Consider the following 12937-nt stretch of genomic DNA (forward strand, 5'->3'; position numbering starts at 1 on the left):
ATAAGGTGTTGAATGATATCTATTGTTAGAAATTTTCGATGGATTAGAAAGTGCAGTGGTTCACAGCAAAAGCCGGAAACCGCTTCTCAAGTCACATTAACCGCTAGCTAGAAAACAGTTGGAGAAAGTCGATATCACTGCTTCTTTGACGGTCAATATCGAGAGACTGTTTGATCTGTTGAAGATGATGCTTCATCCATACCGTGGCTCCCTCTTCATCGCCTTTGTCCAGCAAGTCAATCAAATGCCCGTGGTCACCACAATCACAACCAACACTGTTAATCGAGCCATAAGACGCGATCACCAGCGAGGAGCGATAACACAACTTTTCAACAAAACTCGCCAAAACCGAGTTACCCGCAATTTTCGCAAGCTCATAGTGAAACTGCGATGTGAGTAAAATCGCATTGGACAGATCGTCGTCTTGTTCTGCTTTCTTCTCTTGCACCACGATTTGGCGAAACTGGGCGGAAAGAGTTCGATCCCAATTACGAACCAACTTCGGAATCAACTGAGTTTCGATTAATATTCTGGAATCGAAGACTTCATTCGCTTCTTGCTGATCTGGCGCGTACACTTCCGCGCCTTTGTTAGGGCGAATTAAAACGAATTGCTCAACCGCCAAACGCTGCAAGACTTTACGGATTCCTGTTCGACTGACGTTGAACGCCTCAGAAAGTTTATCTTCAGGAAGCCGAGCCCCAGGAGGCAACTGATGCGCGACGATGGTTTTGAGCAGTTTATTGTATATTTTATCATCACTAGACATTACAAATTCTCAATGCAACAAATGAACGATATATTCTCTATCTATCTGAATTTCATGCACACTAACATATAAAGCGTCCCATAGTTGGTTTTGCCCCACAAGAATGAGACGCTTGATGTTAGTATCACATAGACAAACAATACCCAGCACTCACCCTTACTTTAGCGCGCTAGCGGCAACCTTCGCGTTAACCAGCTCATCGTAAGGTATCGGTTGTGCAGAGAGGTTGCCATCACTGATACCGTGAAGCCAACGCTCACATGACGGACGGTCGATCTCTGGAGATGTCCACATACCCCACTCTCGATACGCGTTCACCAACCCAATCAAATCATCCAATTCATTGGCGGGAAACAGTTTAGCCAGTAAGTCGCTCATCTCTTCAGCCGAATGCTCATTGACGAACTTCATTCCTCTCGCGAGAGCGCGACTAAATTTGATTTGCAATGCCTCATCGTCGCCCAGTGTTTCGGGCGTGCAGTAATAAACACTCCATGGGATCGGGCCACCACTTTGGCTTAAGTGAGTCACTATCACATTGCTGGTTTCACGGGAGAGTTTGAGGGCTGAAATCGGGTCAATCATCAAATAATCCCCTAATCCTCCGACATACAGCTCTTTCATCATGGTGCCAGTTAAACAACGGGCAACGTTAACCGTAGCTGGATCAATACCGTGTTCTTTCAATAGCACGTCTAAAAACATACCTGGGCTCGCACCGTTACCACCTGGGACTAAAATCGTTTTGCCGACTAAGTCCTCAAATTTGAACTCAGCTTGTTTGCGGCCAACAATGGTCAACGGGCAACGAGCGGCAAGCTGGGCGAATGGCACCAACGTTTTACCATTTCCGTGATACATCGCAGGAACCCAAATTCCGCCCAATGCATAGTTGGAGCTGCTTTGCTCAATTTCTGTGATCACTTTGTCCCACGGGCTCGGTACGATGGCGTTAAGCTCAATGCCTTCTTCTGCAAAATAGCCGTTTTCTAGAGCCAGATATTCCGGCAAGTAGTTAAGGCTATGACCGGTCGCTGCGACTTGAATTTTTTCCATAAAATCCTCTGGCAATAATGCCGATATAACTCAGTACTTAACAAATTCAGGTCGAACAGATGCATTCAGTTAAGTACTGAGGGAATGAATAATTAACTAGTGAACATTACGCTTTGATACGAATTGTTTCGATTGGCGTGTGGCAATTCAGGTTTTCATACCCATCTTCAGTAACGGCATAACTGTTACCGATATTGGCACCTGATTCTTGTGGTGCGAGCCATTGAGGATGCAGAACAAACGTTAAGCCAGGACGGCAAATATCCGTATTGTGCGATGTCAGATTAAATTTATCTGGGTTGCCATGCATACCAACGCTGTGGCCAACATTCGGGTTATGAGGCCCAGCAACCGCTGGATAGACATGCATCAGTTTGCGCCCTGTTGCTTCAAAATCGACATCTGGTACGTATTGTTGTGGTATTTCTACTGCGGAGAGGTCATCGTTGGGCGCCCAGTTATAAGGCATCGTCGCGGTAATATCATCTTTAACGTACCCTTGTTCAACGTAGGCCGAAAAAGCGGCTTTATTGATATCGCAGGCACGAGCTCCTGGACGAATCGCTTTTTCTGCACGTCTTAACGCTTCGGTGCACACTTCCAGTGTTTGCTCTTGCTTATCGGTAATGTCACCCACCGCAATCATGCGCGCCATTTGTGCCGAGTAACCACGGAACGCAATACCCGAAACGTAGAAGTTGATCAGATCGCCAGATACAATGCGATGGCCGTAGGGCTTACCACAATGAGTACCGTATTGATTCACACCAATTTGATACGCATCGGCGTTTTCACCACCGCGTGCAAGTTGGGCAAAACTAAATGCGGCGTACAATTCAAAATCCGTCACACCCGGTTTGCAAGCATGAACAGCCGCTTCAAAGCCGATATCCATTAATTGCGCTGACGCGCGAATTTGATCAACCTCGTTCTTTGAGCGAATGCGTTGCATGTTAAGGATAACGTGTGTCATCTCTTTGTATGTCGCTTTCGGTAGCAGGCTTTGAATGCCATGCCAGTGTTTAACGGATGATGAATCACCAATCAAACCGATATTTGCTGTGCTATAGCCTAGGTGAGAAAGTGTCTTGACCACACCTTCAACCAATTGACGGCCCGAGTCGCCCTGACGGCCTGAATATTCACGGCCCAAAGCCCCAACCTGATACATTTTTTCTACCCCAATCGCTTCACCTAATGACGGTGGTAGCAAGACTGACTGAGTATAAAAAGAATATAACTGGAGCCCTTTGCTGCTGTCGGTCGGGATGATTAAAATCCCTTCACGCATCCAGTCACACAAGTAGCGTAAATATTTATTGGTGGTATTGAAACCACTGGCACCATTGGCGTTAACAATAGTGACATCCAGTTCAGCAATCATCGCTTCGCGACGGATTTGCTCAACACGGGAATAAAATTCGGCTTCAGGAATGGCCTTTGGCGGCACAAACTCAAAACTGGGTTCAAACCCTTGTAATAGTTTTTCAAACTGACTAGTCGCCATCTCTTTAATACTCCTTAAGGTATGACTTCCTTTATTTATAATTGGCTGCTTTACATCTCATCCAATTGCTGATGCTGGTTGTAGGACTCTGCGAGTCTGCTGCGCTCATTTGGCCCCGCACGTTCAAACGCTGAATTTAGTAGCTGGTGATTCAAGGCCATCACCGAGGTGTGATCATCAAGCGGACCCGCGTTATCGCAACAACAGCGAATGTGCCAGGTAACATCTTGGTTAAACGCTAAGTGATCATCACTAATCAACAATATTTCAGCGCCGGTTCCGATACATTGGCTCAGCAATTGACGCCATATCGTTGGGCGACGGCGTAAGCCATACAGCACAATCAGATCCTGATCGTTGATGGCACTAAGAAACTCACCCAAACCGCCATCACCGGTGTTCACTAAGCGAGCTTCGTCATTGAGTTGGTATAGCTGAGTTTGAAAATATGCGGCTAAAGCTTGGCTCGCTCTGAAACCAAAAACCCATACTCGTCGAGAATTAAGCATTTTATCTGAGATAGCATTAACGCGTGATTCCCCAAGCTGTTTAAACGTCTCGGTGATATTACTCCCGTAAAGGATGGAAGGGTCGCCACCCTCCTCACCGCTCAATACGGCCTTTCGCTCAGCTTGAAATAAGGGAACACCGGACTTACGTTCTTCTCTCACCTGACGCCTTGCTTCATCAAAATTCTGGTAACCAATATGACGAATAAAGCGAGATACGGTGGCATTCGAGACGCCAGCTAAAGAAGCCAATTCAGACGCAGAATAACTGGCTAATTCGCCTGGAAAATCCAAAATGAAGCCTGCAAGCTGCTTCTCAACAGGATGCAATGAAGGAAATGCTTCTTTGACTCGAGAGATAAACGATTCTTTCACTGCTTTTGGTTTACTCGTATCAGACATATTTACACCCAAACTCAATTGCCTCTTTTGTTTTAAGCCTGTCTTACTCGCTCGCTGACACTGTCATCCAACTCATAAAGCTTTCCCGCTGGATTCTCGATACGCTCCCCCGTTTGTTCGTCAAACCAGTAGCAATCTTGTGCGTCGTAACTGAATGAGCCTTGCTGACCAATCTCGACATTCACATTGCCCGGAACGCGAATAAAGATCGTGTCTTTCTCGATCAAGCTTTCCTCGTCGTCTTCATCGACATCTAGGCCAACGTTCAGACCAACCACGGTCTCTGCGCCCAGTTTTTCTACCGCGACGATATGACCTTTGATTAAACCTTCTAGCCCTTCCGCGAGAATCATTTTCTCAGGGCGTACGCCAATAATGGCTTTGCTAGCGTCTGGCAATGCACCGGGGTGTTCCCAGCTTTCGCGTCCTGAAGCGTTCAGTTCATTACCGTCAATATCGACGGTGACGAGGTTCATTGCTGGTGAGCCAATAAAGCGCGCGACAAAGGTATTTCTAGGATCGTTGTAGATATTTTCTGGCGTATCGACCTGCTGAATTTCGCCCTGATTCATGATGATAATGCGCGTTGCCATCGTCATGGCCTCAACCTGATCGTGAGTCACATACACAAAGGTTTTCTTCACTTTTTTATGTAGTGCTGAAATTTCAGAACGCATTTGAGTTCGCAGCTTGGCATCAAGGTTTGATAGCGGCTCATCGAGTAGGTAAATCGATGGGTCACGTACCAAGGAACGTGCGAGTGCAACCCGTTGACGTTGACCACCAGAAAGTGCCGCAGGACGTCTGTCAAGAAGTGGGGTTAGCTCGAGCTGCTCTGCGATTTTGTCCGTAGCTTGTACGATGGAGGCATCGTTCATTAAAGACCAACGTTTTAGGGTGTTGATCATTGGCAGGTGATGCCACCAGTTAAATCGATTCATCATTAACGGGAAGGCAATGTTTTCACGTACCGTTAAATGGGGATACAGCGCGTACGTTTGGAACACAAACGCAATACCGCGCTCTTTGGGTGACCAGTCGTTGGCGACTTGGTCATCAATCAGAAAGTCACCGCCAGAGATATCAGACAAGCCAGCAATCATGCGAAGTAGCGTTGATTTACCACAGCCCGACGGCCCTAATAGCACCAAGAATTCACGGTCACTGACTTCTGCATTAAATTCACGAATGACAGTGTGGTCGCCAAAAGACTTAGATAGATTACGAAAATTAAGTTTAGGCATGATTACCCCTTAACTGAGCCAGCGGTCAAGCCAGCGACAATTCTGCGTTGAATAATTAAGAAAAAGACAATGGCTGGAATACTGAAAATCAGCGCCGCCGTCATCACAGTGGAGAGTGGTGTGTCGTATTGACCAATAAATGAAGCCAAACCAACACTCGCAGGCCACATGTCATCATCGTTAATAAATGTTGAAGCAAACAGGAATTCATTCCATCCGGAGAAGAAAGAAATCACGGCCGCTGCGGATAAGCTCGGCGCTATCAAAGGCAAAATGATGGTAGAAAAAATGCCATAACGTGGGCAGTTATCAACCGCAGCCGACTCTTCAATTTCGTACGGTACTTGATCGATCGCCCCTTTGATAATGAAGGCCGAGACCGGAAGAGCAAAACCTACATTGGCCAGAATGAGACCAAACATGCTATTGAGTAACCCCATGGTAATAAACATGGAGTAAAGTGGAACCACCAATAAAGCTTCAGGCACAACTTGAGTGGTAAAAAGTAAGAAGCCAATTAAGCCTTTACCGTGGAATTTAAGTCGGCTCAGTGCATAACCAAGTAGTGCTCCCAAGACCAAGCTCAGCACTGTAGTACCCGCTGCGATAAAGAAAGTGTTAAACAGCCAATGCATCACAGGCACACTACTCAACGACCCAATCATCGCCGGAAGGTTACCTAGCTGCAGCCAAAAACTCTGCCCTTCATTGTAGAGTTGGGCTTCTGCTGACAACCCAGTGTTAAGCATCCAATAGATTGGAAATCCACTAAACACCAGCAAAATAGCGATGAGCACGTAGCGTAATAACGCAGGGGTTTTCCTTAACAACATAGTTATTTCCTTGCTTGACGACGTTCAACATATTGGTGGAAGGCAGCGACCAACATCGCCAGTACTAGCCCGACAACACCGTAAGCACTGGCTGTGCCCAGTTCATAATCACGGAACGCGATTTGCTTTAGCTGAACAACCAAGGTACCCGTACTATCAAGAGGGCCGCCACCGGTAAGCAAATAAATCAAATCGTAACGACGAATAGACCAAACGGTAATCAGCAGTGCAACCAACTGCACCGCTGGGCGAATATGCGGCCAAGTCACGTTGCGGTAGACATTAAGAGCATCAGCTCCATCAATGCGAGCCGCTTCTCTCACCTCGTCGGGAACAGATTGCAGTGCAGCAAGAACCACCAGCATCACAAAAGGTACGGCTTGCCAAACGGTCACCGTCACGATCGATGTCATCGCCATGTCTGCGCTAGTCAACCAAGGCTGAGCATCAAAACCCAGCATGCCGGCGATTTCGTTAAATACACCTGAACGCTCGTTGTACATCCACAGCCAAATTAAAGCGGCAGCGACACTCGGTACTGCCCACCCAAACAACAGGATAGCGCGTACAATGGCGCGTCCAGGAAAAGGACGGTTAATCGCCAGCGCAGCAACGACACCTAATGCGACACTAAACACCACTGACAACAGTGAATAAACAACGGTGACTCTGACTGTTTTAAAGAAGGTCGGGTCCTGGAACAGGAGTTCATAGTTCCCTAAACCAATGAACTTGCCGCCTGATGGATTGGTTAACATCGCTGATGTCAAACTCATATACATCTCTTTGATGAGCGGCCAGTACATAAACACTGCCAAATAAATCATCGGTAGAGCGATGAAATAATAAGGCAGAAGGGACGCCCGCGACTTACGCGAGCGTTGAGTTAATATTGCTTCCATGAGGACTCTCTTAATCGATAGGACTCTGGTTTAGTATTTCAATGAAATGCGTTTTTGCGCGTAAGCAAGCGCTTCTTCAGGATCTTCACCAGCAACAATGACTTTTTCGACTGCGCCCATCACGGTACGCATGATGGCTGGCGTTTCGTTTTCGTATCCAGGAATCAAAGTACTGCGAGAGTGTTTACCTGCTTCAGCAAACGCCGCTGCCCATGGGTTTGCAGCCAGAAACTCTTGAGTAACAGGAACATCGGTCGCCAACGCATCAGGGCCAGAGGCTTGACGCATCGCGTTCTGAGCATCTGCTGACATTAACCATTTTAGGAATTTAATCGCTTCCGCTTTGTGCTCGCTTTTCGCATTAAGAGCGATAAATAACTGCTGGTGAGCACCAGGTTGAGGGAATGGCAGCAATGCACCGGCAAGGTTCTTGGAATCCAACTCGCCACCGTTAGCAATATTCAACGTACCGCCACTATTATCAATACTGAACGCCACTTGGTTTTGCTTAAAGCGAGTGCGCTGAGTCGGCATATCATCACCCTTTGGAATGATGTCCGCATCGTACAATTTCTTGAACGCTTTGACGGCTTTAACAGCTTCTGGAGTATTGATGGTCAACTCTCCGTCCTCGTTGACCCAGTTAACACCGTAACCAAACGCCCAGTTTTGGAAATCCATAGACCAAGAGCCAACATCAGCCATACGGTGACGGGCTGTAAAGCCAATCACATCTGACTTATCATGAACCGCCTTTGCAGACGCGATGAGTTCATCAACAGTGGTGGGTGCTGACACGCCAGCGTCATCCGTTAACGTTTTGTTGTAGATTAGTGCATAAGGCGCACGTTGCCATGCAATGCCCAAACGCTCACCATCAATAACACCATTTTCATTCGTGACATTCAGGTTATCGACACCTTCTACCGCTTTGCTGATATCGGTCAGAAAACCCGCATTGGCGGCAGAATAAAAAAGTCCTTCTTGCAAAATCAATAAATCTGCACCCTGACCACCGGCCAGCTGTGTCATCATTTTTGTATACATTTCTGATGACGAAATCATTTCACGTTCAAGGGTAACCGTTGGATCCGTTGCCTCGAACTTTTTCACCGCTCCCCATAAAGACTCGCCACGTAGCGCATCTAACCATTGTGAGTTAAGGATGGTTAAGGTCGCTTCATTATCATCCGCCATTGCGGTTGACTGGAAGCCCGCTAAGCTCGCAACCAATAAGCTTGATTTCACAGCAGTGGATAAATAACTACGTAATCGTTTTTTCATGAGTGTTCCCTCAATATTCAATTCAATCCATATTCAGTGCAAAGTTGCACTCTTTTGCCTAATAAACAGCGCCAAGTTCGTTTTGGTTAACGTGCTGTTTCCGGCTTTCTCCTAACATAACAACATCAAGTAAAATGTTTTTCTTGGTGCGCATTTCATGAAAAGCACTTTTCATGCCACAAGTTTGTATACAATGAATACAAGGATTTAACGCAATTGCATAAACAAAAAGGAAGCGAATTGTGCACTCAAATGTTGCAAAGCGATCAACTTTGGTGAGATAAGACCACCCAATTAGGTGAACGAATCGAGCATAAAAAGGAGGGAGGTTTGCGGGCAATCAACATCGCTATTTTAAACCTAGCGGTTAATCACAAAGTATGAAGACTCTAACGAAAAAAGGGACTCGCTAAGCGGGTCCCTTTTTAATGATGTAATGATAAAAGTAATTTAATGTCGATGATTTGAGTCTTTCGGCTCAGTATCGATATGCAGCACAGGCTCAGCCTCAATATCATGCGCATTCATCATCGCAGAGATGCGCTGAACCGTGGACAAGATCTGGGTCTGCTCCCATCGGTCAAGATCGTAAAAACGTTGGATAAAACTATCTTGCAGTGGGAGTGGCGCTGTACTAAGCATAAGCAGGCCTTTGTCGGTAAGATTCGCGTGAACAATACGTCGGTCTCGCTGACTGCGCACTCGTTCAACCAGTTCTCGCTTTTCTAATCGATCAATGATGCTTGTCGCCGTCGCCTGGCTCATATTGGTTTCAATGGACAACTGCTTGATTGTCACATCACCAAGGTCACGGATAGCACGCATCAATATCAGTTGAGGACCGGTCAAACCCAAATCCTTGTTCAACTTTCTTGAGTGCAAATCCACGGCACGAATTATTTGACGAAGCGCTACCAGCACCTCTTCATGAGCATCCAATGTCATCTCCCTTTACCTTTATCTTTGTTGCCGATAGGTCATCAATGACCTATCGGCCTAGTCGCTTATTTCGCGGCTTTTTTCGCTTCTGCAATCCAACCATCAAATTGCTCTTGGTGAGCTTTGATCCAGCCTTCTGCGTGCGCTTCAATGTCTGCTGATGAGTTGTGTCCTTGGCTCATCATCATGTTTTCCGCACTCACATCGTTAATGTCCAGTTTCATGATGGAGAACAATTTAGCGGCAGCTGGGTTTTCTTCAGCAAATTTCTTGTTCGCGACAATCTTCATGCTGTTCATTTGGAAACCGTAGTTTTTGCCATTTGGTAACGTCGTATCAATATCGCTACGATCACCAGGCAACGACGAGAATGGAACCTCTAGCCAAACCACATCTTTACCCGGAACCAATACGCCACTAACCCAATATGGTGTCCAAGTGTAGTAAAGAATTGGGTCGCCTTTTTTGTAGCGCGAAATGGTATCGGCAATGATTGCCGCGTAGTTACCTTGGTTGTGTTCAACCGTATCACGCAGCTTAAACGCATCCAGTTGGTGCTCGACAACGCCTTCACAACCCCAACCAGGGTTACAACCGGTGAGATCCGCTTTACCGTCGCCATCAGCATCAAACAGCTTAGCCAGTTTCGGGTCTTTTAATTGACCAATATTGGTGATGCCATATTCTTCGGCCGTTTTCTTATCAATCAAGTAACCTTGAGCCGCACCGCTGATGTAATCACCTTCGCGGAAGAACTTGTCGTCACCGCCTGCTTTCGCATATTTGTCATCGTGTAGCGGCACCCAACCAACAGCAAGGTAAGTCGCGTCACCCTCAGCAACCGAGGTGTAACCTACGTTATAATCCACTTCTTTCGTTGGTTGTACGTCATAACCCAACGCTTCCATTGCTTTATTCACAATCAGAGTCTGAAAGGTTTCTTCTGCTACCGTCGACTGTACAGGAATAACAGAGATGCCTTCACCTGGCAGTGTTTCCGCATTAACAGAGCTACCAAATGCAGCAGTCGCGATAAGGCTTGTCGAAAGCACTTTCTTCCATGAGAGATCCATTAATTTTCTCCTAGTTTTTTGTTAAGTTCTTTGGTTTCAGTTTTTGACTTTAAGCGCAGGATGAAAGAAACCGGACCTGTTTCATACCAACGCGTCTTTGTATCTCGAGATTCTGCGCCAATCGCTTGGGTGATGCGGTCAAGTAAAATGGCCAAAATGACAATCCCCAAACCACCGACCGCGGCTAGCCCCATATCTAAACGTCCAATACCTCGCAGTACCATTTGGCCTAAACCACCAACCGCAATCATCGATGCAATCACCACCATTGATAGTGACAACATCAGAGTTTGGTTAACACCTGCCATAATGGTCGGCATTGCTAACGGCAGCTGGATGCGATACAGCATTTGTTTTGGACTGGCACCAAACGAGTGACCAGCTTCAATTAACTCTTCAGGGACTTGCTGAATACCTAAAATCGTCAAACGAACAACAGGCGGAAGCGCGAATATAATGGTGACCACGACGCCCGGAACGTTACCAATACCAAACAACATAACAATCGGCACTAAGTACACAAATGCGGGCGTTGTCTGCATCGCGTCGAGTATCGGTCGAATGATTTTCGCTGCGGTATCGCTCCTTGCTAGCCATATGCCAAGCGGCAAGCCTATCAATAAACAGAAAAACACCGAGGTCATCACCAATGCCAGCGTCGTCATTGATTCACTCCAAGCACCAATTAAGCCGACGACAATCAGAGATACCAATGACGATACGCCCAGTTTCGGCCCCGCAAATTGCCAAACCAGTAAAAACAAAATCAGCAACATAATTGGCGCGGGTGTTGAGGTTAGCGCGGTATCAAATGACGTAAGTATGAAGTCAATCGGAACGCGAATCGCTTGGAAAATTGGACGACCATGTGCCACCAACCAATTCAAAGCCGTTTCTACCCAGCTATCAAAAGGGATTAACGCATCGTGAAATGGATGCAACCAATCAAACTGATGCTGATCTACAGGCACACTACTTAGCCAATCGGTGTTAGAAGCTGCCTGGCCTGCGGCATCACTGGCGCCAGCACTTGAACCCCAAGGGTCTGAACTTTGAGTCGTGGTCGTCGCGGCTTGGCCCCATGGATCATTCGAGGCGGCATTCGCACTATTTTCTGTCGACATAATTATTCCCTATCTAAAGTCTGTAACAGGCGTGATTTGGTGATCACACCGTAATAATTCCGTTCTTCATCAACCACAGGTATCGAGTATGGGTTGTTCGCTACCGGACCAATTAGCTCACTCACCGTATCGTTTGGCGACAAACTAACGGTATCTTCGAGAATGGCACTGGCTAGTGAGCCTTTTTGTTGATGAGCAGCTTTAAGGGAGTCGAGAGAAACGATACCCGAGTATTTGTTGGCTTTATCGACGACCACGCCATACTCACGATCGTTTTCCAATAGGATTTGCATCGCCGATGCGGGACCATCGTTATCGGACTTTTTAAACACCGCCGCAGGTTTTTTACGTGCGATATCTTTGGCTGAGATAACCGTTGCCACGTTGACGCCGCGGAAGAATGAACGCACATATTCATTAGCAGGTTGATGAAGTATTTCATCAGGCGTCCCCACCTGAACCACAACACCGTCTTGCATAATGGCGATGCGATCACCGATACGCATCGCTTCGTCTAAATCGTGAGAGATAAACACGATGGTGCGTCGATCATCGTTTTGTAAACGAATTAGCTCGTCTTGCATTTCGGTTCGAATTAATGGGTCAAGCGCTGAAAATGCTTCATCCATAAGCAAAATATCTGGGTCGCACGCCAACGCGCGAGCGAGACCAACTCGCTGCTTCATCCCACCTGACAGTTCATCTGGGTAAGAATATGCATTGCTATCTAGGCCTACACGTTCAAGTGCAGCTAAAGCCAATTTGTTGCGTTGCTCAAGTTCCATACCCGCAAGCTCAAGGCCAAAAGCCGCATTTTCAATGACCGTCATATGAGGCATCAAAGCGAAATTTTGGAACACCATAGAAATGTTGTTACGACGAACTTCACGCAGCTCTTGCTCTGAAATGTGCGCAATATCTTTGTCACGCAATAGCACGTGGCCACGAGTCGGTTCGATTAATCGATTGAGCAGGCGAACGAGGGTCGATTTTCCGGATCCGGATAACCCCATAATGACAAATATTTCGCCTTCATTGATGGTTAGAGAAACATCTTTCACCCCGACGGTGAGCGAGGTTTCCTCAAAAATTTGGTCTTTATCTTTCCCTTGTTCAATTAAGGGAAACGCCTCTTCGGGCTTCTCACCAAAGACCTTATACAGGTTTTTAACTTCGAGTATGGTCGACATCCATTTATATCCTTGAGCAAAATCCACATGCTCTGTTATTTACACATGAAAACAATAGAACCCTAACCTTTATTTAAGCACTTTTCAAATAAAAAACATCATAAA

At 46.5% G+C, this 12937-nt stretch carries 12 protein-coding genes; all 12 read right to left on the bottom strand.

Annotated elements, in window-relative coordinates; genetic code table 11:
- Positions 1 to 103: 103 nt before the first annotated feature.
- The gene (locus tag ACFFUV_RS10855; RefSeq protein ID WP_390192352.1) at positions 104 to 769 is read right to left on the bottom strand and encodes a GntR family transcriptional regulator; all 666 of its coding nucleotides are present in this window, start codon (positions 767 to 769) and stop codon (positions 104 to 106) included.
- 156 nt (positions 770 to 925) lie between these two features.
- Complete coding sequence (locus ACFFUV_RS10860; RefSeq protein ID WP_390192355.1) at positions 926 to 1825, bottom strand: ABC transporter substrate-binding protein; 900 nt, start codon at positions 1823 to 1825, stop codon at positions 926 to 928.
- 106 nt (positions 1826 to 1931) lie between these two features.
- Positions 1932 to 3332 (bottom strand): M24 family metallopeptidase, encoded by a 1401-nt coding sequence (locus ACFFUV_RS10865; RefSeq protein ID WP_390192358.1) that lies wholly within the window; start codon positions 3330 to 3332, stop codon positions 1932 to 1934.
- 50 nt (positions 3333 to 3382) lie between these two features.
- A complete protein-coding gene (locus ACFFUV_RS10870; protein WP_390192361.1) occupies positions 3383 to 4243 on the bottom strand; it encodes a MurR/RpiR family transcriptional regulator in 861 nt (286 codons plus the stop codon).
- Between the two features lie 32 nt (positions 4244 to 4275).
- A complete protein-coding gene (locus tag ACFFUV_RS10875; RefSeq protein ID WP_390192363.1) occupies positions 4276 to 5487 on the bottom strand; it encodes an ABC transporter ATP-binding protein in 1212 nt (403 codons plus the stop codon).
- A 2-nt stretch (positions 5488 to 5489) separates the two neighbouring features.
- Positions 5490 to 6320, bottom strand: coding sequence for a carbohydrate ABC transporter permease (locus ACFFUV_RS10880; RefSeq protein ID WP_390192366.1), 831 nt, complete (start codon positions 6318 to 6320; stop codon positions 5490 to 5492).
- A gap of 2 nt (positions 6321 to 6322) precedes the next feature.
- Positions 6323 to 7222: a carbohydrate ABC transporter permease gene (locus ACFFUV_RS10885; RefSeq protein WP_390192367.1), complete on the bottom strand. Its 900-nt coding sequence runs from the start codon at positions 7220 to 7222 to the stop codon at positions 6323 to 6325.
- Between the two features lie 30 nt (positions 7223 to 7252).
- Positions 7253 to 8506: an ABC transporter substrate-binding protein gene (locus ACFFUV_RS10890; protein ID WP_390192370.1), complete on the bottom strand. Its 1254-nt coding sequence runs from the start codon at positions 8504 to 8506 to the stop codon at positions 7253 to 7255.
- A 450-nt stretch (positions 8507 to 8956) separates the two neighbouring features.
- Complete coding sequence (locus tag ACFFUV_RS10895) at positions 8957 to 9445, bottom strand: MarR family winged helix-turn-helix transcriptional regulator (RefSeq protein WP_390193276.1); 489 nt, start codon at positions 9443 to 9445, stop codon at positions 8957 to 8959.
- Positions 9446 to 9510: 65 nt separating this feature from the next.
- A complete protein-coding gene (gene proX / locus ACFFUV_RS10900) occupies positions 9511 to 10518 on the bottom strand; it encodes a glycine betaine/L-proline ABC transporter substrate-binding protein ProX (RefSeq protein ID WP_390192372.1) in 1008 nt (335 codons plus the stop codon).
- On the bottom strand, positions 10518 to 11642 hold the full coding sequence (proW, locus tag ACFFUV_RS10905; RefSeq protein WP_390192374.1) for a glycine betaine/L-proline ABC transporter permease ProW: 1125 nt from the start codon (positions 11640 to 11642) through the stop codon (positions 10518 to 10520). The genes proX and proW overlap by 1 nt, the downstream gene beginning before the upstream one ends.
- 2 nt (positions 11643 to 11644) lie before the next feature.
- Entirely contained in the window at positions 11645 to 12832 is a 1188-nt protein-coding gene (proV, locus tag ACFFUV_RS10910; protein ID WP_390192377.1) for a glycine betaine/L-proline ABC transporter ATP-binding protein ProV, read from the bottom strand.
- Between the last annotated feature and the right edge of the window lie 105 nt (positions 12833 to 12937).

The organism is Vibrio olivae (assembly GCF_042428525.1).
Taxonomy (GTDB): domain Bacteria; phylum Pseudomonadota; class Gammaproteobacteria; order Enterobacterales; family Vibrionaceae; genus Vibrio; species Vibrio olivae.